The 21141-nt window shown below is 63.7% G+C and carries 15 protein-coding genes; 10 read left to right on the top strand and 5 right to left on the bottom strand.

Annotation, left to right across the window (positions count from 1 at the left end; translation table 11 throughout):
* Positions 1 to 186 precede the first annotated feature (186 nt).
* The 4 genes from HNQ60_RS17840 (at position 187) to HNQ60_RS17825 (ending at position 7009) form a co-directional block, all read left to right on the top strand.
* Positions 187 to 3279 carry an efflux RND transporter permease subunit gene (locus HNQ60_RS17840; RefSeq protein WP_184334123.1) on the top strand — a complete coding sequence of 1031 codons (3093 nt, stop codon included), beginning with the start codon at positions 187 to 189 and terminating at the stop codon, positions 3277 to 3279.
* A 19-nt stretch (positions 3280 to 3298) separates the two neighbouring features.
* Entirely contained in the window at positions 3299 to 4384 is a 1086-nt protein-coding gene (locus tag HNQ60_RS17835) for an efflux RND transporter periplasmic adaptor subunit (RefSeq protein WP_184334122.1), read from the top strand.
* A gap of 190 nt (positions 4385 to 4574) precedes the next feature.
* Entirely contained in the window at positions 4575 to 5597 is a 1023-nt protein-coding gene (locus tag HNQ60_RS17830) for an SMP-30/gluconolactonase/LRE family protein (RefSeq protein ID WP_407676452.1), read from the top strand.
* A 224-nt stretch (positions 5598 to 5821) separates the two neighbouring features.
* Entirely contained in the window at positions 5822 to 7009 is a 1188-nt protein-coding gene (locus HNQ60_RS17825) for a DUF3089 domain-containing protein (RefSeq protein ID WP_184334120.1), read from the top strand.
* A 3-nt stretch (positions 7010 to 7012) separates the two neighbouring features.
* On the opposite strand, the gene HNQ60_RS17820 is transcribed toward HNQ60_RS17825, so the two are convergent.
* Positions 7013 to 8254 (bottom strand): flavin-dependent oxidoreductase, encoded by a 1242-nt coding sequence (locus HNQ60_RS17820; RefSeq protein WP_184334119.1) that lies wholly within the window; start codon positions 8252 to 8254, stop codon positions 7013 to 7015.
* A gap of 350 nt (positions 8255 to 8604) precedes the next feature.
* Here HNQ60_RS17820 and HNQ60_RS17815 point away from each other — a divergent pair, with 350 nt between their 5' ends.
* The 4 genes from HNQ60_RS17815 to HNQ60_RS17800 all read left to right on the top strand — a co-directional run bounded on the left by HNQ60_RS17815 (position 8605) and on the right by HNQ60_RS17800 (position 12688).
* Positions 8605 to 10707 (top strand): M3 family metallopeptidase, encoded by a 2103-nt coding sequence (locus HNQ60_RS17815; RefSeq protein ID WP_221304307.1) that lies wholly within the window; start codon positions 8605 to 8607, stop codon positions 10705 to 10707.
* 123 nt (positions 10708 to 10830) lie between these two features.
* Complete coding sequence (locus HNQ60_RS17810; RefSeq protein WP_184334117.1) at positions 10831 to 11202, top strand: hypothetical protein; 372 nt, start codon at positions 10831 to 10833, stop codon at positions 11200 to 11202.
* 95 nt (positions 11203 to 11297) lie between these two features.
* The gene (locus tag HNQ60_RS17805; protein ID WP_184334116.1) at positions 11298 to 11990 is read left to right on the top strand and encodes an FKBP-type peptidyl-prolyl cis-trans isomerase; all 693 of its coding nucleotides are present in this window, start codon (positions 11298 to 11300) and stop codon (positions 11988 to 11990) included.
* 68 nt (positions 11991 to 12058) lie between these two features.
* Entirely contained in the window at positions 12059 to 12688 is a 630-nt protein-coding gene (locus tag HNQ60_RS17800) for a thiol:disulfide interchange protein DsbA/DsbL (RefSeq protein ID WP_184334115.1), read from the top strand.
* 98 nt (positions 12689 to 12786) lie between these two features.
* Here HNQ60_RS17800 and HNQ60_RS17795 read toward each other — a convergent pair whose 3' ends face one another.
* The 3 genes from HNQ60_RS17795 to HNQ60_RS17785 form a co-directional block, all read right to left on the bottom strand.
* Positions 12787 to 13566, bottom strand: a complete 780-nt coding sequence (locus HNQ60_RS17795) for an SDR family oxidoreductase (protein ID WP_184334114.1) — start codon at positions 13564 to 13566, stop codon at positions 12787 to 12789.
* 21 nt (positions 13567 to 13587) lie between these two features.
* Positions 13588 to 14949 (bottom strand): MATE family efflux transporter, encoded by a 1362-nt coding sequence (locus HNQ60_RS17790; RefSeq protein WP_184334113.1) that lies wholly within the window; start codon positions 14947 to 14949, stop codon positions 13588 to 13590.
* Positions 14950 to 15280: 331 nt separating this feature from the next.
* Positions 15281 to 16015, bottom strand: coding sequence for a DUF481 domain-containing protein (locus tag HNQ60_RS17785; RefSeq protein ID WP_184334112.1), 735 nt, complete (start codon positions 16013 to 16015; stop codon positions 15281 to 15283).
* 237 nt (positions 16016 to 16252) lie between these two features.
* On the opposite strand from HNQ60_RS17785, the gene HNQ60_RS17780 reads away from it, so the two are divergent.
* Positions 16253 to 17776, top strand: a complete 1524-nt coding sequence (locus HNQ60_RS17780) for a glucan biosynthesis protein (RefSeq protein WP_184334111.1) — start codon at positions 16253 to 16255, stop codon at positions 17774 to 17776.
* Positions 17761 to 19911, top strand: coding sequence for a glucans biosynthesis glucosyltransferase MdoH (mdoH, locus tag HNQ60_RS17775; RefSeq protein WP_221304268.1), 2151 nt, complete (start codon positions 17761 to 17763; stop codon positions 19909 to 19911). The genes HNQ60_RS17780 and mdoH overlap by 16 nt, the downstream gene beginning before the upstream one ends.
* On the opposite strand, the gene HNQ60_RS17770 is transcribed toward mdoH, so the two are convergent.
* The gene (locus HNQ60_RS17770) at positions 19912 to 21102 is read right to left on the bottom strand and encodes a surface lipoprotein assembly modifier (RefSeq protein WP_221304267.1); all 1191 of its coding nucleotides are present in this window, start codon (positions 21100 to 21102) and stop codon (positions 19912 to 19914) included.
* Positions 21103 to 21141: the final 39 nt, after the last annotated feature.

Genomic DNA, 21141 nt, shown 5'->3' with positions numbered 1-21141 from the left:
GCTGGCTTCCTCCATCCTCTCTTCCAACCTTTACGCGTCTCGTAGCGTCTTACTCCCGTCGACCCGATCACGAGCCCGAACGACTCGCCGCACAGCACGTACGGACTGTCGCAGGGGGCACAACTCGCCGTCGGCACCGCAGTCAAATCGCAACCTTCAGGACTGGCCCGAAGAGGGAGACTGCCCGTGCGCCTCATTGCCACATCGATACGCAACCCGATCGCGGTCGGTGTTGCCGTCCTCCTCGTTTGTCTGTTCGGCGCGCTCAGCCTGAAGCAGCTGCCGCTGCAGCTCTTTCCCGACATCGAGCGACCCACCATCTCCATCTTCACGAACTGGCGCGGCGCTTCGCCCGAGGAAGTGGAGGCGGAACTCCTCGAGCCGCAGGAACAGGTGCTGCAAGGCCTGCAGGGAGTAGAGGAAATCAACGGCAACGCTGGCGCCGGCGGCAGCCAGGTCTTTCTCACGTTCGCCATCGGGACTGATATGAAGGCCGCGCTGGTCGACGTCATCGGTCGCATGAGCCGATTGCCGCCGCTGCCACGCGATGTCGATCGGCCGATCGTGCAACTCGGCGGCGCCGAGGGTGATTCGAACCAGCAGCTCTCATTCTTCTTCGTGCAATTGCTGCCGGGCACGGAGGGTCCGATCGAACGCTATCGGCGTCTCATCGAAGATGTAGTGAAGCCACGCATCGAAGCGGTACCCGGCGTCGCCAGCATCGAGGTCCAGGGCGGTCCGCCCGATGACGTCCGCATCACTGTGGATCTCGCACGCGCCGCAGCGCTCGGGATCGGCATCAACGACATCGCACGCCAGGCCGCGAGCGCCACGAACGTGTCGGCTGGACAGCTGGATGTCGGCCGACGTCAGTATTCGTTGCGTTACACGGGACGCTACGAAGCGGAAGAGCTCGGCCAGCTCGTTCTCGCGTGGCGCGATGGCCAGCCGGTGCGCATGGCCGATGTCGCTACGGTTGAACTGCGGCCGCCCGAGCGCCAGTTCTTCTCCTATCAGAACGGCAACCCCTCGATCGGACTGCGCATCATCCGCGCGCCCGGCGCCAATGTGCTTGGCACGCTCGAAGAGGTGAAGGAAGTCGTCGCCGATCTGCGCGAAGGACCGCTCAAGGCTCGTGGTCTCGGCATCGAGCAGTCGTTCGATGCTTCGCTTTTCATCCGTCGTGCGGTGAACCTGCTGATCGAAAACCTCGTCGTCGGCGCCATCCTCGCGCTGGTGTGCGTGTGGTGGTTCATGCGCGACAAGCGCGCCACCGTGCTGATCGCGACGACGATTCCGGTGTGTCTGCTCGCGACGTTTTGCGTCCTGCACCTTGCCGGCCGAAGCATCAACGTCATATCGCTCGCAGGCCTGGCGTTCGCCGTGGGCATGGTCGTCGAAGGAGCGATCGTCGTCTGCGGCAACATCATCAGGCTCAAGGAAACCGGCATGCCCATCAACCAGGCGGCGCATGACGGCACCGCGCAAGTCGTTCCGGCGCTCTTCGCGTCGACGACGACGACCATCGCCGTCTTCCTGCCCGTGCTGTTCCTCGAAGACGTCGAAGGCCAGATCTTCGCGGACCTCGCACTGACGATCTCCATCGCGGTCGCGTTCTCGATCATCGTCGCGGTGACACTGGTGCCTGCCGCCGCAGGCCGCTTCCTGAATTCGCACAGTCAGGATTCCGGTTACGGCGCGGGTTGGCCGCGGCTCACGGATTGGGTCGTCGAAAACACGCGCACTCGCAAGCAGCAACTCGGCTGGGTCGCCAGCCTGCTCGTCGCGCCGCTGCTGCTGTCATGGGTCCTGCTGCCCAAGCTCGACTACCTGCCGCCGGTGAAGCGCGCCGCCATCGATGCGTTCTTCAGCTTCCCGCCAGGCATGAGCCCGGAAACGGTGGATCGCGAGATCGCCGGCACGATCATCGAGCGCATGAAGCCGTACATGGACGGCGAGAAGGAACCGCAGCTCAAGAACTACTACATCCTGCTGTGGCCGGGCGGTGGCACGCTCGGTGCGCGCGTGGTCGACGACAGCCAGATCGGTGAGCTCGAACGCATCGTTCGTGACGAAATCGTCGTCGGTTTCCCCGACACTCGCGTATTCGCGTTCGAAGGTGAGCTTTTCGGCGGCGTCGGCGGCTCGGCACGCTCGGTCGCCATCCATTTGCAGAGCAGCGACTCGACCGCGCTCAATGCGGCTGCCGATGCCGGGCGCAAGCTGCTCGAAGACACGTTTGCAGGCGCAAACGTGCAGTCGTTTCCCAACACCGACGTACAGACCCTCGAACTGCGCGCTCAGCCCAACGACCGACGCATCGCTGAAGTCGGCTGGGATCGCGCCTCGCTCGGCACGATCGTGCGCACACTCGGCGACGGCGCGTGGCTCGGAGAGTACTTCGACGGCCAGAGCCGACTGCCGATCATCCTGCGCGCCAACGTCGGCGAATCGCCCGAGGACATCGCGCAGGCGCCGCTCATCACACCGTCGGGCGAAATCGTGTCACTGGGTGAAGTCGTGCAGCTCGAAACGGCACTCGCGCCGGAACAGATTCGTCGCATCGATCACAACCGCACTGTGACACTGACGATCGATCCGCCGCCGACACTGTCGCTCGAAGACATGCTGGCGAAGATCGAGAGCGACATCGTGCCGACGCTGCGGGCACAACTGCCTGCCGACGCAAACATTCGCCTGGCAGGCAGCGCGGACCGGCTCGACACCATCATCTCGACGATGGGCATGAACTTCCTGCTCGCGCTGCTCGTGCTGTTCCTGCTGATGGCTGCGATGTTCCAGTCGGTGCGGGATGCAGCGATCGTGGTTCTCACCGTCCCGCTCGCGCTGGCCGGCGGCGTCATGGGAATCCGCGCCCTCGGCCTGGTCGCATTCCAGCCGCTCGACCTGCTGACGATGATCGGCTTCATCATGATGATCGGCATCATCGTCAATCACTCGATCCTGCTCGTCGATCGCACACGCGATGCACTCAACCACGGCCACGATCTGGAGACCGCATTGCGCATGTCGCTCAATCAGCGGCTGCGCGCGATGGTGGCGAGCACCCTGACCGGCGCACTCGGCGCATTGCCGATGGTCGTCAATCCCGGTCCCGCGAGCACCATCTATCGGGGCCTCGCCGCCGTGAACGTCGCCGGCGTCATCGTGAGCATGGTGTTCTCGATCGTGCTGCTGCCGAGCTTGCTGCGGCTCTTTTATGAGCGCCGCGAAACTGCCGCAGCGACCGCGGCTGCCCAGCAGCCAATATCTGTTTGAAATGTCGAGGAATTGCCAGATGAGTATGAAAACCGCTGCGGCACTGGCGATGCTGGCAACAGCAACAGCCTGGGCTGATGCACCAGAGGCACCCGCCGTCGTCGTCGAAGTCGCGAAGGCCAACGTCGCGCGTGTCGCGCCACGTCGCTGGGTGCCAGGCGGTGTCGTGAGCCGCAACGATGCGCGGCTCGCAACGAGTGCAGCAGGTCGGCTCGACTACGTGGCCGAAGTCGGCACGCGCGTCCGTGCCGGCGATCGCATCGCCAAGCTCGAAGACGAGACGCTGCGACTACAGGTCGAGGATGCGAAGGCCGAAGTGGCTCGCATCGAAGCCCAGCGCGCGATGTCCGAGCGCCAGCTCAAGCGCGTCGAAGGACTAGCCAACAGTTCGATCTCGCAGACGCAGCTCGACGAGGTGCGCTCGCAGCTCGCCGTCCTCACCGCCCAACTTCAGCAGGGTCAGGTGCGGCAGCGAGCGGCGCAACACGATCTCGAACAGACCGAGGTACGCGCTCCGTTCCCGGGGGTGGTCACTGAACGCCTCGCCCAGCGCGGTGAATACGTAACGACTGGCGCATCGATCGTGCGCCTGGTCGATACCGTGCATCTCGAAGTTCGCGCCCAGGGGCCGCTGTCATTGGTCGGCCTCGTGCGCCCTTCGATGGAGCTGCCGGTCCGAGTCGGTGGACGTCAGTTCCCGGCCAGCGTCCGAACGGTCGTTCCCGTCGGTGAAGAACGCTCGCGGCAATTCGAGTTGCGACTGGTCCTCGCCGACAGTGCACTGAGCGTCGGCACGCCGATCGAGATCGGCCTGCCGGAACGCGAGGCGGGCGACGCACTCGTGGTGCCTCGAGATGCCATTGCCGAACGGCAGGACGGCAAGTACCTGATGCGCGTCGGCGCGGACGGCAAGGCCCAGCGAGTCGCCGTCACGGCGGATGCGAGCGACGGCGATATGGTCATGGTCCGGGGCAACATTGCCCCGGGCGATACCGTGGTCATCCGCGGCGTCGAACGGCTGCAGGACGGCCAGCACGTGACGATCCTCACGCGCGAAGCGGCCGCTACCAAAGCGCCTGGCGGCGTGCAGGGGCTCGCACGCTGACTGGCGAAGGAGCCGGAATCGCGCTCTGATCCCTGTCTATCGTTGTCACCGCACGAGGGATGCGTTTACAGTCCCTCCCCTGACAATTCGAACGATGTTTGCGCGGGATCAGCGGGGGGCTGATCGCGCTCGAATCCTGCTGCGCCCGCAACGGACGGATCGCGCCCGTCCCGCTACCACGGAGCTCTCGATGAGATCGCGAACCGCCATTGCACTGCTGACTCTCTTCATGGGAAACCCCGCCATGACTACTTCCGCCGCCACGCCGTCGAATGCTCCGCTGGGTCATATCGATCGCTACGATCCAGCAGTCGACGCGATCGTGCCCGCCGACTGGCGCATCGAGAAACTTGCGTCCGGTTTCATCTGGTCCGAAGGCCCGGTGTGGATCGCCGATGGCGGCTACCTGCTCTTCACGGACGTTCCGGGCAACACGCTCTATCGCTGGTCGCAGAAGGATGGACTCTCCACGTTCCTGAAACCCTCCGGCTACGCGGGCACCGAGACCGGCATCTTCCGCGAGCCCGGCGCCAACGGGTTGTTTCCGGATGGGCCCGGCACGATCCTGCTGGCGGATCACGGCAATCGCCAGGTCGCACGCTTCGATGTGAAGACCAAACAGAAGACGCCGATCGCGACCCGCTTCGAGGGCAAGCGCTTCAACAGTCCGAACGATGTCACGCGTCGCAAGGACGGCGTCATCTTCTTCACCGACCCGCCGTATGGACTCGAAGGACTGAACGCATCCAAGCACAAGGAGCTGCCTTTCAACGGCGTCTATCGCCTCGATCCCGACGGCAGCGTGCATCTCATCGACAAGGAGATGACTTTCCCGAACGGCCTCGCGCTCTCGCCGGATGAGCGCACGCTGTACGTTGCGAACTCCGATCCGGATCGCCCGATCTGGATGGCGTTCACGTTGAACGAGCGCGGCGAAGTCGTGAGCAAGCGCGTGTTCGCCGACTCCAGCGATCTGCACAAGGCGAAGGATCCCGGCCTGCCCGACGGCATGCGCGTGACACGAGACGGCACGATCTTCGCGACCGCACCCGGCGGCGTTCTCATCATGGACGCAACGGGCAAACGCCTCGGCCGCATTCGCACCGGCACCGCCATTGCGAACTGCGCCTTCGGCGACGACGGACGAACGCTGTACATGACGTCGAATGATTTCCTGGCGAGGATCAGGCTGAAGGTCGACGGCGCGCGCTAGCATTTTCTTCCGTGGGTCCGGCTTCAGCCGGACCCTCAACAGGACCTTCCGACGCTGCTCTGGCCAGCCGGCTAGCGGACTAGCTCACTAGCTGGCTCCTTCTCCCCACAACTCTTCACAATTCCTCACCGCCCGCCGTGGAACGCCTTGGGTTCGCGCTGGAGCGCTTCTGGCACACTTCAGCTCACTCTCAACGCTCACTCCCGGACACGGAGCCGGAAAGCATGTCCCGACTTCCCGCGGCCGCGATCGTTGCCGTTTACGCGCTCCTCGCATCGAGCTCGTTTGCACAGGCGCCGGACGCGGCGAAGGCGACGGCACCTGCGCCTCAGCCTGCCAACGACTATGCGAAGGCGGAGAACTGGCTGTGCCGCCCGGATCGTGACGATGCCTGCTCGGCCGACCTGACGACGACTGTCGTCGCCGCGGACGGCGCACTCTCGATCGAGAAGTTCACAGCCGATCCGCGTGCACCGATCGACTGCTTCTACATCTATCCAACCGTTTCGCGCGACGTCACCGGCAACAGCGACATGGTCGCGGGACCTGAAGAGCGCAGCGTGGTCCAGCATCAGTTCGCACGCTTCGGTTCGAAGTGCCGGCTGTACGCGCCGCTGTATCGCCAGATCACGCTGACGGCGCTGCAGGCAATGATCGCTGGCAAGGTGATGCCCATGGATCGCACGCTCGGCTACGACGACGTCGTCGACGCGTGGAACTACTACCTGAAGAACGACAACAAAGGACGCGGTGTGGTGCTGGTCGGCCATTCGCAGGGCTCCAGCATGCTGACGCAGCTGATCGCTCGTGAGATCGAAGGCAAGCCGGTCCGGTCGCAGGTCGTCTCCGCGCTGCTGCTCGGCTGGAACGTCGCCGTGCCCGTCGGCAAGGACGTGGGCGGTTCGTTCAAGGAGATGCCACTGTGCCGTTCAGCGTCGCAGACAGGCTGTGTCATCTCTTACGCTTCGTTCCGTTCGAATGTGCCGCCGCCGTCCAACACGCGCTTCGGCAAAGTGCCGGGCGACAACATGATGGCGGCCTGTACGAATCCGGCTGCGCTCGCGGGAGGTCACGCGGACCTTCATGCTTATCTCGGCGCCGCTCGCGGCAGCACTTCAGCGATCGAACCTGCTCCCTGGGTAACGCCGCCGCAGAAGATCGACACGCCGTTCGTAGCGGTTCCGGGCCTGCTCAGCGCCGAGTGCGTATGGAACGAACACGGCTCCTATCTCGAAGTCACTGTGGCGGCTGATCCGAAAGATCCGCGGGTCGATGACATCGTGGGTGACGTCGTGGCCGGCGGCAAAGTACAGGCCGACTGGGGCCTGCATCTCATCGACGCGAATCTCGCGATGGGTGACCTGCTGAACGTCGTGGCCGAACAGTCGAAGGCTTACACGGCGAAGAAGTGACGATCACGCACCCGCGCGACGATTGACTTCGCTGACCGCGAACCCCGCCGTCTGCTTGTAGCGGGCAGCGATCTCTTCGAGCTCCGACTGACTCATCACTTCGTGGATGTGACGGAACCCTTTGGGTGCCCGCTCTTCCGCGATCTGCATCACCTGCTCGGGCCCGTTCTGCCGGTTGGACAGCACGATCCGGCTCGTCGCAGGACGACGCTCGGATTCATAAACCTGCAACGCCTCCGCGATCGGGTGCGCCGCAAGCGCATTCGCCAGCGCTTCCGCATCGAGAATGGCCTGCGAGGCTCCGTTCGATCCGATCGGATACATCGGGTGAGCCGCATCGCCCAGCAAGGTGATCGAGCCCTGGGTCCAGCTCGGCAACGGGTCGCGATCCACCAGCGGAAATTCGTAGATGACGCTCGCGCCTTCGATGAGCGCCGGCACGTCGAGCCAGCCAAACCGCCAGTTCGCAAAGCGATCGGCGAAACGGGCGCGATTCACTTCGCGATTCCAGTCCTGCTGCGGCGGCGATTTCTCCGCCACGGTCAGCTCGGCGATCCAGTTCACCAGCGCACGACCCTGATGGGCATGACGCTGCGAGATCGGATAGCAGACGAACTTCTCGTGCTGATAGCCGGCCATGATCATCGTGCGCCCATCGAGGTACGGCGGCGCCTCCGTCACTGCGCGCCATAGCAGGCGCTGCGCGAAGTTCGGCGGACCTTCGTCAGGATAGAAACGCTTCCTCACGATCGAGTGAATGCCATCCGCGCCGATCAGCGCACTCCCCCGGACTTCCATCTCGCCTTCTGGCATCGAGAAGCGTGCGACGACGGTTTCTCCTTCCTGCTCCGCGCTCACGAACGTCGCGTTCGTCTGAATGCTTTCGTGACCGAGCCGCGCCAGCGCCGCGTCGTAAAGCATCATCTGCAGATCGCCGCGATGAACCGAGTACTGCGGCACTGCGTAACCGGCCGCGAGTCCGCGCGGCTCGCTCCAGATCAGCTGACCCAGCTTGTTGTAGTACTCGAGCTTCGAGGTCTGAATCGCGGCCGCGGAGAGTGGCCCCGCAAGTCCGAGCCCGTGGACGACGCGCGCTGCATGCGGCAAAAGATTGATGCCGACACCCAGCGGACGCAGGGCGGCAACACGCTCGAATACGCGAACGGGGATGCCACGCGCAGTGAGGCACAACGCCGCGGCGAGGCCGCCGATGCCGCCGCCGACGATCAGAACCGGTAACTTCATGAGAGGCCGTTCATTCCGTTGTTATGGTATCGAACCGCGCCGCGACTTCGTCACACCCGCGAAAGCGGGTGTCCATCTTCTCCGAATCCCGGATAGACCCGACCCCGAGGGCTTCCGCGGCACGGGAACAGGTATACAACGTCCGGCAGCGACGGATTGCAAAAATTTGAGGAGTCGGCCTGATTTGAGAATCGCCGCGGCCGGGCTACGCTCGGGTGACTTTCGCCGCACACGTTCGCCGCCCTGGCGCGGCGCTGTCAGGATCGCTTGAAATGCCCGTCAACAATCTTCGCAAGGTCGCAACCGCATTGCTGCTGGTTGCCGTTTCCGCCCAGAATCCGGTCCAAGCCATGAACTCCCCAGCTTCCGCCGGCGGCGCACAAGCCGCGACCAATCCGCTGTTGACCGTCAGCACGCTCCCTTACGAGCTGCCGCCGTTCGACGAGATCACCAATGCGCACTTCGCACCGGCCTTCGAAGCCGGCATGGCGGAGGAGCAGCGTGAGATCGCTGCAATCGCGAACAACGCGTCGCCCGCGACGTTCGACAACACGATCGTGGCGCTCGAGCGGTGCGGCCAGCTGCTGAATCGCGCCCGGGCCGTGTTCTTCAATCTCACATCCTCGAACACCAATCCGGATCTGGAGAAGCTGCGCAGCGAGCTGGCACCGAAGCTGTCCGCTCACTCGGATTCGATCTATCTGAACCCGGCACTGTTCGCGCGCGTGAGCGCGCTGCATGAGAAGCGTGCATCGCTCGGTCTCGATCCTGAATCGCTGCGACTGCTCGATCGGACCTACACGCTGTTCGTGCGCGCCGGTGCGAGGCTCTCCGACAACGACAAGGTCACGCTGCGCCGGATGAACGAGCAGCTCTCGACGCTGACGACGCAGTTCAGCCAGACCGTGCTGAAAGGCGTGAACGCCGCCGCAGTGGTCTTCGACAAGGCGAGCGATCTCGATGGCCTGTCCGAGCAGCAGATTGCTGTCGCGGCCGAAGCGGCTCGCTCGCGCAAGCTGGAGGGGAAGTGGGTCATCGCCCTGCTCAACACGACGGGTCAGCCGCCGCTGTCGCAGCTGAAGAATCGCGCATCGCGCGAGCGTATCTACAAGGCCTCGCTCGATCGCGGCTGGGGCGGTGAATTCGATACGACGAAGCTCATCGCACAGATCGTCGCCCTGCGTGCCGACCGCGCTGTCCTTCTCGGCTATCCGACTCATGCGGCGTACGTCACCGAAGACGAAACCGCGCTCACTCCTGACGCCGTAAACAAGATGCTCGCGCAGCTCGCACCACCCGCCGTGGCGAATGCGAAGCAGGAGGCTGCAGCGATGCAGGCGCTGATCGATGCCCAGGCGAAGACGAACGGAACCCAGGCATTCAAGCTCGCGCCCTGGGACTGGGACTTCTATGCCGAGCAGGTACGCGCAGCGAAATACGCATACGACGAATCGCAGGTCCGGCCGTACTTCGAGATGAACCGCGTGCTGGTCGACGGCGTGCTGTTCGCGGCACATGAGCTGTACGGCATCACATTCAAGGAACGCAAGGATCTGCCCGTCTACCAGGAAGACGTGCGCGTGTTCGAGCTGTGGAATGCCGATGGCTCGCCGCTCGGTCTGTTCCTCGTCGACTGGTACGCACGCGACAACAAGCGCGGCGGCGCGTGGATGAACAGCTTCGTCGAACAGTCGCGCCTGCTCGGCAAGCGTCCGGTCGTCGTCAACAACCTCAACATTCCGAAGCCGCCGAAGGGTCAGCCGACGCTGCTCACCTTCGACGAAGTGACGACAGCGTTCCATGAGTTCGGCCACGCGGTGCACGGCCTGTTCTCCAACGTGAAGTATCCGCAGTTCTCCGGCACGAGCGTGCCGCGCGACTTCGTTGAATTCCCGTCGCAGTACAACGAAATGTGGGCGACCGAACCGCGGGTGCTCGCGAACTATGCGAAGCACTACCAGACAGGCGCGGCGATGCCAGGTGAGCTCATGGACAAAGTGCTTGCGGCAAGCAAGTTCAACCAGGGTTTTGCGACCACGGAGTATCTGGCCGCCGCGTTGCTCGATCAGGCATGGCACCAGTTGCCGACGGGCAAGACGCCATCGGCGACCGACGCTGCTGCGTTCGAAGCAAACGCGCTGAAGCAGGCCGGTGTGGATTTCGCTCCCGTGCCGCCCCGCTATCGCTCGACTTACTTCTCGCACGTCTTCGCGAGTCCGATCGGCTATTCGGCGGGGTACTACGCGTACATCTGGAGCGACGTGCTTGCACGCGACACGCAGCACTGGTTCAAGGCTCATGGCGGCCTCAAGCGTGAGAACGGCGATCTGCTGCGTCAGAAGGTGCTGTCACAGGGCTTCAGCGTCGACTCGCTGACGATCTTCAAGGACTTCTACGGCAAGGCGCCGGATATTGGGCCGCTGCTGGAGTCGAGAGGATTGGTAACGGAATGAGACGGCTCGTCACTCCCGCGCGGGGCCCGATCGTCATTCCCGCGAAAGCGGGAATCCATGTTCTTGCCCAGGATGGATTCCCGCTTTCGCGGGAATGACGGATTCGTGCGCGGGATGCCCGCAATGAAGAAGCCCCTCCTTCTCTGCGGCTTCTTCCTGCTCACCGCCTGCGCCCCTTTGCCTCACAAAGAGCCGCGGCCGGCGCAATCCAGCCTGGGCTGCATGCGGGCGGCTATCCGGGACCTGGTGCCGGCCGCCCTGCCGGACGGCCAGAAGCACTGCATTGCCGCAGCCATGATCGCAAAGTACTGCAGCGTCACCGAGGCGACCCTGGCAAGCGTCGGCAAGGAGTTGCAGGACCTGTTGGGTCCTGGCGACGCCGAATGGCGCGATCTCGGGTCGGATCGACGCGGCATCGATTGCGCCAGGGCTTCCGCATCGGACGAAGCCGTGCTGGCCTGCTGCCTGCAGACGCCGTCCTCGGCGAAAAGATAAACTCCGGGGACTCGAGACTGAAGGAAGGGGCATGCCGGAGGCGGGCCTCGGTCCCTCGCGCCCCGAGCCCTCACTTCCACAGAAGGACTCTCGCAATGCGTTATCCCCTGCTCGTCGCTGCCGTGGCCCTCGCGTGCATCGGCTGCTCCTCGCCCAGCGCCCCGGTAGGGGCTGCCGAACTCAAGACCGAAGAAGACAAGACGCTGTATGCGCTGGGCTCAGCCATCGGTCGCAACCTCTCGTCCTTCGACCTGACCGAAGCCGAGCTCGAGTTCGTGAAGGCGGGCATCGCGGACGCAGCGTTGCACAAGGAACCGAAGCTCGATGCGAGCACGTACTTCCCGCGCATTCAGGAGCTGCAGAACGCTCGCGTCGCTGCCGCTGGCGAGAAGGAAAAGAAAGCCGGCGAGGAATATCTCGCAAAGGCCGCGACGGAATCGGGCGCGCAGAAGACCGCCTCCGGCCTCGTCTACAAGCAGGTATCGGAAGGCACGGGCGCCTCGCCGAAGGCGACGGACACGGTGAAGGTCCACTACCACGGCACTCTGACGAACGGAAAAGTGTTCGACAGCTCGGTCGAGCGCAAGGAGCCCGCAACGTTCCCGCTGAATGGCGTCATTCCGTGCTGGACCGAGGGCGTGCAGCTGATGAAGGTCGGCGGCAAGGCCCGTTTCGTGTGCCCGCCTGACATCGCTTACGGCGATCGCGGTGCGCCGCCGGACATCAAGCCCGGCTCGACGCTCGTGTTCGAAGTCGAACTGCTCGGCATCGAACAGCCGCAGCAATAAGGCATCGCAGAACGCTGCGGGTGCGCGTCACCCGCAGCATCCTCAACTCAAACCGTAGGAGTTCCTGCTTGAACGCTCTCTTCTCCCGGCTCCGCCTGTCTCTCGTCCTGGCACTCTGCACGTTCGCGTGGGCAATGCCGACGCACGCCGCGCTGGTGGAAGGCCGAGACTACGTGAAGCTCGCCGCGCCGCGTCCGCAGGAAACCCAGGGCAAGATCGAAGTCATCGAGTTTTTCTCGTGGGGCTGCCCGCACTGCGATCACCTGCATCCGCTCCTCACCCAGTGGGCAGCGAAGCTGCCTGCGAATGTCACCCTGATCCGCGTGCCGATTTCTCTGGGCCGCCCGCAATGGGGCCAGCTCGTTCGCACGTACTACAGTCTGCAGGCGACAGGAGATCTCGCGCGGCTCGACACGGCGCTGTTCGATGCGATCCATCGCCAGAAGCAGCAGCTCTACAACCAGGCCAACATCACCGCCTGGGTGGTCCAGCAGGGCGTCGATGAAGCCAAGTTCACCGCGGCGTACAACTCGTTCAACGTGTCGACACGCTCACAGCACGCGGAACAGCTCTCGCGTGAATACCAGGTGGACGGCATTCCGGCGATCTACGTCGCTGGCCGCTACCAGGCGCTCGGCAACGACTTCAACACGATGCTGGCGAATACGACGCAGCTGATTGAGATGGCGGGAAAGTGATAAGCAGCTATGAGCGGCGAGCTGCGAGCGATGAGCCAGAGTGAAGAAAAGCGGACGTCTTTATTTCTGGCTCGCAGCTCACAGCTCACAGCGCTGATTCATCCCCCGCGCGCGTCACTCACCCCGCCATCGACGACCAACGTATTCCCCACCACGTAGTCTCCCGCGCGGGACGCCAGATAAATCGCCGCTCCCGCCATATCCTCATCCGTGCCGATGCGTCGAGCGGGAATCCGCCGGGCCACTTCATCGCCGTGATCTCGGGCCGTCGTGTTCATGTCGGACGCGAACGCGCCCGGCGCGATGGCTGAAACGACGATGTGATCCTGGATCAGCCGCAGGGCCATCCGGCGCGTCAGGTGAATGAGCCCGGCCTTGCTGGCCGCGTACGAATACGTTTCCTGCGGATTGACCGAGATGCCGTCGATCGACGCGATGTTGATGACCTTCGACGGCTTGTCGGCAGTCGCCGCGGCGCGTAACGCGGACGCGAACGCCTGGGTCAGGAAGAACGGCGTCTTCAGATTCAGGTCGACGACCTTGTCCCAGCCCTTCTCGGGGAACTCGTCGAACTCCGCGAGCCACGCGGCGCCGGCGTTGTTCACAAGGATATCGAGCTTCGTTTCATGGCGGGCATAAGCGCTCACGAGCGCCTGGATGCCCTCCTTGTTCGAGGCATCGACCGGCAGCGCGATGCACTGCCCGCCGCCTGCGGAGAGTTCTTTCGCAGTCTGCTCGCAGACATCGGCTTTGCGTGAGGAGATGTACACGCGCGCACCCTGGTCAATGAAGCCTTTCGCGATCATGCGACCGATACCGCGCGAACCGCCTGTCACGAGCGCCACGCGTCCACGAAGCGAAAAAAGATCGTTGGTCATGATGACTTCCCTCTCCTGAAATCAGGCTGGAACGGCGACCGGCGAGATCGTCGCCAGTCTTCGCTTGAACTGTGACCGCAGCAGCAACCAGCTCAGCACCGCCTGGAAAGTGACGGTCGCCACTGACAGGTACCAGAGATGGTGGATCTCGAACCAGGGCTGGCTCGACATCCAGATCGCCGGCAGCGCGAAAGTGAGCACGCGCGACCCTGTGCTGATCAGTGCAGGCCGCGTGTCGCCGAGCCCCTGGAACATGCTCGAGCAGGTGAAGATGATTCCCTGCGAAACGAAGTTCCAGGAAGTGATCGCGAGGAACGTCGCCGCCACCGTGCGCACCGCCGGGTCGTCGGTGAATCCGCCCACCAGCAGCTCAGGGCTCACGTGCGCAAGCAACGTGAGGATGGCCATGATGACGACGCTGATGAGCACAGCCTTGCGGAAGGTCTCTCGCACACGCTCCGGATGTCGGGCGCCGAAGTTCTGACCAGCGATCGGGCCTGCTGCGAAAGCGATTGCCATCACGGGAAGGAAGATCGATTGCATGACGCGCGAACCGATACCGAAGCCGGCCTGGGCAGTCGCGCCGAAATCGCGGATACACCAGTAGATCACGCCCATGAAAACGAACAGCAGCAGGAACTCGCCGCCCGACGGCAGACCGACGGCGAGCATCCGCTTCCAGGCGTGCATCCGCGGACGCCACTGCTCGGGATGAAACGAAACGTATTTCTCGAGGCGGATGAAGTAGAGGCTCAGTGTGACCACAGCCGCGACGAGCGCGATCGTGCTCGCGAGACCTGCGCCTGCAACGCCCATTGCATAGCCGGTTCCCCACCCGGCAATCAGGATCGGGGCCAGCACGATGTTCAGCACGACGGTGACCACTTGCACGACCATCGTCGGCTGCACGATGCCGGTACCGCGCAGCGCGGATCCCATCGACACCAATGCGAACTGCAACGCCATGCCCGGCAGGAACCAGTAGAGATAGGTCTGCCCTGCCGCGAGCGCTTGCTCATCCGCAGCGACAGCCGCCATGTAGGTATGGGTAATCGCGTAACCGCCCACCAGCGTGATCAGCCCGCACACACCGGACAGGACAATCGACTGATTGAATATCAGGTTCGCCTCGGGCTGATCCTTGCGGCCAACGGCATGCGAGATCAGCGCCACCGTTCCGACGCCGAGCACCTGCGTCAGCCCCATGACGATGAACATGATGTTGCCGGCCGCACCGACGCCCGCGATAGCGGCATCGCCAAGATGCGCGACGAAGTACAGATCCACCAGGTAGTAGAGCGTCTGGAAGATCATTCCGAGCGCAATCGGCACGGCCATCGAAACGATGTGCCGGACGATCGGCCCCTGGGTGAGGTCTTTCATCTGGGAGGGTACGGACGTGATGGGGGACGCGGTAGGGTACTACCCTCGACGGGGGAGTCCCTAACCTTTGCATTGATAAACACGATGAAGAAACCGGTGCGGCCCGTGGGTCTGTGGGTCCGACTTCAGTCGGACGTCATGCGAAGCATCCGCAGCCGACGAAGTCGGCTCAGTTTCTGAATCCGGCTCGGAGCGGACTGCGTCCGCCGGATGCTGCGCATGACGTCCGGCTAAAGCCGGACCCACAACAAGAAACCAGACGGCGAAGATGGATCCCCGCCTGCGCGGGGATGACGGCGCGTGTCAGCGACGGAGTCGCTGACTGGCGCCGTCACTTGATCTCATACACCAGATTCACCGTCGTCAGCGTATCCGTCTTCTCGAACCCGATCGGCGGATCGGTGTTGTGCCGGACGGAGTAGCCAACGGCCAGCGCCAGCACTTTCGTCACGGTCACCTGCACCGAGAAATCGTTCTGGTAGAAGGTATTGTCGGCGCCCGCCTCGACGATGAACTTGTCGATGAGCGAGGTCGTCTCGGTCAGTTTGTGCTCGAAGTCGAGCGTGCCGCGGAACACGACATCTTCGCCGCGCCCACCTTCTTCCAGCAGCACCCCAGTGTCCGGATCGAAGGCATCGCGGGTCTCGAAGACCTTGTAACCGACACCCGCCGTGCCGACGAATTTCGTGCGATCCGTATCGACGAACTTGCGGCCGAGGCCGGTCGAGATCGTGGCCTGGTATTCGAAGCCGCTGAAGCGGTCATCCTCGTAGCGGGCGGCGCCGAACCAGAAAGTCTTGGGCGAGAAGTTGTAGTCGGACTGTCCGAAGACCTCCCAGCGCTGGGCGGTCGTGCCGTCGACATCGGAGGCGTAGAGCCCCGCCAGTCCGAACTGGTTCTTCCACTTGTCCCGCTCGTGCGCGAGGGCGAATTTCACGTTGGCCGTTTCGGTCTCCGTGTTGCCGCTGGCGATCACGAGGCCCGCCTCGCCCTTGCCGGTCAGCTCGGCATGAGCGGGGGCGACGGCGGCCAGGGTCAGAACGAGCGGCAGAAATTTACGGGTCATGAATCATCCTCCGGGGCAATACGCTGCGACAGACGTCACTTAATAGCGGGCCTGACCGCAGACACGAATACGTAAAGGGGGAATGGGGGTGCCAGGGATGGGGCAAGGTTGCCAGAAGCCCCTGATCGCGAAACCAATATCCGGTACCATGCGTTCCGTCAGATGGATGACCGTTCGTCCATTCCTGATCCCAACCGATCCGCCGGGCCGCCCGGTACCTTCGACAAGCAAGAGCAAATGTATCGGGCCGCCACCGCACTCCTGGTCGTCGCCGCTGTCAGCTTCGCCGTCGTCGCAGCAACGCGACAGGAACCGGCGAACAAAGCGGCCGACCGCTACCCTTTCAGCAGCACAACCGTAACACAGCTGGCGAGCCGTCTTTCGAACACACCCCGCCCGCAGAACCGGATCGACAGCGCTTCTCCGCTGCGCCAGATCAGCTACGACCAGTACCGGGATATCCGCACCAATCCCGAAGCGGCGATCTGGCGCAACGCGCAGGTGCCGACACGCGTCGAGTTGCTGCCCGCCGGCAACCTGTTTCAGAGCCCGGTAACCGTCTCGATCGTCGAAGGCGGCGTCGCACGCGATCTGCGCCCGGGCGCGGACACGTTCATCCTCGGACCTTCCGTCGCAAAACCGCTGGCGGGCCTGTCGCTGCCGTTGTCGGGATTCCGTTTGCGGGGCCTCATCAACTCCCGCTCGACGTGGGATGAGTTCCTGGTCTTCCAGGGCGCGACGTATTTCAGGGCTGTCAGTCGCGGCACGCTCTACGGTCTGTCGGCGCGCGGACTCGCGTTGAAGACGGCGAGCGCAACGGGCGAAGAGTTTCCCGAATTCACGCACTTCTGGATCGAGCGGCCTTCCGCCAATGCCGCCGGTATCGTCGTCCATGCGCTGCTGGAGAGCGCATCGACCACAGGCGCTTATCGCTTCTCGATCGTGCCGGGTACCGAAACCGTCATGGACGTCAACCTGACGCTGTACCCGCGCACGACGCTCGAAAGCGTCGGTATCGCGCCGCTCACGTCGATGTTCTATTTCGACGAGTCAGATCGTTCCCGCGTCGACGATTTCCGCGACGAAGTACACGATTCCGACGGTCTGCAGATCGTGAGCGACAGCGGCGAGCAGATATGGCGTCCGCTCGCGAATCCGAAGCAGCTGCAGGTATCGAGCTTCACCGCGATGCCGCCCAAGGGATTCGGTCTCGTGCAGCGCTCGCGGCGTTATACGGACTACCAGGATCTCGAAGCGCATTACGAGGAGCGCCCGAGCGCCTGGATCGAGCCGACGAGCGCCTGGGGACCGGGCGCCGTCTCGCTCATAGAGATCCCCACGGACACCGAGACGAACGACAACGTCATCGCCTTCTGGCGCCCCAAGGACCCGATTCCTGCCGGCAAGCCCTGGTCGACCTCCTATCGCATCCGCTGGAGCGAGCGCCCGCGCATCCTCCCCGCCATGGGCCGGGCCTCGGTGACACGTTCCGGGCCGAGTTTCGACGGCAAACGCCGACTCTTCGTCGTCGATTTCGATGGCGCGGTGCGCTCGACGGTGAATGAATTGAAGATTGAAGCCCATACCTCGGCGGGTAAGATCAGCAACATGAACCTGCAGGCCAACCCCTCCACCCGCGGCGTGCGCGTGAGCTTCGAGCTCGCACCGGGCGATGCGACGGTGGCGGAACTGCGCCTGCGCCTGCTGAAGGGCAATCGTCCCGTGACCGAAACCTGGCTCTACCGATGGACGGGCAGCTGAACCCGCCCTCGCATCCGACCGTCGACGCAGCGAAATCCCCGTCTACGTCCGGCGCGATGCCCGCCGATGCACCGCTCGAAATGCCGGTGCAGGACCGCTCGCGCGCGCCCGCGGTCGATCGCGTCGATCCCCAGAAACCCGTGACCTGGTTCGCCCGGCTGATCGCGCTCGGAGCGACGGTCGGCATCGCGGGCTACGGCATCTGGGAAATGATCGCGATCGTCGGCTTCGGCAACATGACGAACCTGCAGGCCGTGATGATGGTCTTCTTCAGCGTCACGCTGACGTGGATCGCCTTCTCGGCGGCTTCAGCGCTGTGTGGTCTCCTGACGCCGCGTCTGCGCTTCCCCTCGGCGCCCGCCGACGGCAGCCGCACCGCACTCGTCATGCCGGTCTACAACGAAGATCCGTTGCGCACGACCGCGGCGCTGCAGGCAATGGCGGAGGAACTCGTCTCCATCGACGCGGCCCGCTACTTCGAGATCGCGATCGTTTCCGATTCCACGAATGCCGATGCCTGGATCGCGGAGACACTGGCCGCCGATCGGCTGCGCAATGCGCTTGCTGGCGTGATGCCCGTGCGTTATCGCCGTCGCTGGCACAACGTCGGCCGCAAAGTAGGCAACGTCGAAGATTTCGTGAAGCGCTGGGGCGGCCACTACGACTACATGATCGTCCTCGACGCGGACAGCCTGATGAGCGCGTCGACGCTCGTCACGCTCGTCGAGCGCATGCAGGCGGAACCGCGTCTCGGCATCCTGCAAACGGTGCCGGCGCTCATCGGACAGCTGAGCTTCTTCGCCCGCATGCAGCAGTTCGCGAGTCGCCTGTATGGCGGCGTCATCGCGCGCGGCATGGCGGCATGGTCCGGCGACGACGGCAATTATTGGGGCCACAACGCCATCATTCGCGTACGCGCATTCGCGGAAGCGTGCGGACTGCCGCAGCTGCCAGGCAAGAAGCCTTTCGGCGGGTTCGTGCTGTCGCACGACTTCGTCGAAGCTGCGTACATCCGGCGCGCCGGCTGGAAAGTTCAGCTCGCAGCCGACCTCCCAGGCTCCTGGGAAGAAGGCCCGCCGTCGCTCACGGACATCGCAGTGCGTGATCGCCGCTGGGCGCAAGGCAATCTGCAGCATCTGAAGCTCATTGGCTCGAAGGGCCTGAGCTTGACGAGCCGGTTGCACATGACCGTCGGCATCATGAGCTATCTCGCTTCCCCGCTGTGGCTGATGCTGATCCTGATCGGCTTCGCACTGACATTGCAGGCGACACTGATCCGGCCCGAATATTTCAGTCGCACGTTCCAGCTCTTCCCCGACTGGCCCGTGTTCGATGCACGGCGAATGATGCTGCTGTTCCTGTTCAGCATGATCGTGCTGCTCACGCCGAAGGCGATCGGCTTCGTGCGGGCGATGCTGACCAATCGCGTACGCCGCAATACCGGCGGCATCATCGGCTTGCCGATCAGCGTCATCGTCGAGCTTGCCGTGTCGGCACTCTATGCCCCGGTGATGATGCTCATCCAGACCGAGCACGTGTTCAGCATCCTCACGGGCCGGGATTCCGAATGGGTGGCGCAACGCCGCCAGGCCGAAGTGATCTCGTGGCGTGAATCAGCCCACTTTCACTGGAAACACATGGTGATCGGCGTCCTGCTCGGCATCACGGCATTCCTGCTGTCGCCGGAGCTTCTGGCCTGGCTTTCCCCGACAGTCGCGGGACTCGTACTCGCCATCCCACTGTCGAAGGCGAGCGGCAGCGTGCGACTCGGCCAATGGCTCTCGAACGTGGGCTTGCTGAGAATTCCGGAAGAGCGCGCGACACCCGATCTCGTGCGACGGCGCGACGAGATCGTGCACAACTCCGAACCGATGCCTGCCGACGGGTTGCGCTATCTCGCGCGTCACCCGCAAGCCCGGCATGCCCAGGTTGCAAACAACCTCGCACGTCCGGCCGACTCACGCGGTCACCCGAACGCACACCGACTGACTGCCAGGGCAAAGGTGATGCAGGCGCAAAGCCTGCGCGAAGCGCTGAGCTGGCTGAGTGCGCCAGAGCGCATCGAAGTGGCTGCCGATCGCGAGCTGCTCGAACAGCTCGCGTCGTTGCCGCAGGTCGAAGCGGTCAGCAGCTGATCAGAACGTCAGCTTGATCTGCGCGCTCGCCATGTTGGCGTCATAGCCGCGGAAATCACGGTTCGATTCGCGATCCACCCATCGATATGCGAGACCGAAACTGATGAGGTCGCGCGGCGTGTAGTCGAGACTGAACTGCGCGCCTTTCACCTCGTCTTCGCGGCCCGACTCGATCGGATCGACGATCGGCCCGAGGAACAGGGCGCTGCCGAGATAGTCCTGCTTCTCGTAGCTGAACTCCGCCGCAAGCTTGAGCTTAGTGGTCGCTTCCCACGTCGGCCCGATGCTCACGCCATCGCCTTCGTAGTAGTCCGACTCTGCGTCCGCATAGGCCTTGAGCTTGTGCCAGGCCTTTAGATCGAAGGTGAGCTTGCTGCGAGGCTCCCACAGCATCCGCACGTCCCAGACCTCGCCCGAGTAGTCGCCCGAGAGCGGATCATCGTAGTCGCGATCGACGTAGCCCAGGTGACCGTAGAACTGCGTCTTCACCGAGTACGCGTACTCGATCCGAATGCCAGGCTCGCTTTCCTCATATCCGCGAGGCGCACCGGCCAGCGACTCGGCGACAGGAAAATCCGCCTCGGTAAACCGATAATCGAGCGCGAATACGGATCCCGCGGGCGTTTCGTACTCGATAGCGCCGCGTGACGTCGTGCTCTCGAAGTTCTCGGTCTGACGCAGATCAGCGCTGTGATCAGTGTCGGCCGCGGCAATGCCACCCATGATGCGCCAGCGAGAGCCGATCTTGTAGCGCACCTCGCCGCCATACGCGGCAACATCGACGATGTCCTTCTGGAAGAAGCGGTAGTTCGCGAGACTCGCCTGCTGCTTGTCGTACTGTCCGAACAGCTTGCCCGACCAGTTCGAGCCGACTTCGAAGTTCCAGAGCAGATCGGCGCTGCCGCCGGTGTAGTTCAGATCGTCGTTGCGGTCGTAGCGCACATCGTCGATGCGCACATCGGCGTGAAAGACCTGCCTCGACGCATCCAGACGCAGCCGCAGGCCGGCTGACGCGCGATTCACGTAGTCCTCGAGACTCTGCGGACGCGCGATGGCCGGATCGCTCTCGAGCAATCCGTCGGGCACGCGGAACAGGTTGTCGTCGTACATGTAGCGGTCCATGACGAAGAACTGGATAGGATCGGCGGCGTCCGGAGAGTTCGCCGCGCTCGCGCTGGCCGCTGCGAGCAACGCGGGAATACATATCGCGCAGGCGGGGCCTGAGCGAGC

The sequence above is a fragment of the Povalibacter uvarum genome (assembly GCF_014202975.1).
Taxonomy (GTDB): Bacteria; Pseudomonadota; Gammaproteobacteria; order Steroidobacterales; family Steroidobacteraceae; genus Steroidobacter; species Steroidobacter uvarum.
Note: the sequence above shows the minus strand (reverse complement) of the source record. Positions and strands in the feature narration are given on the sequence as shown.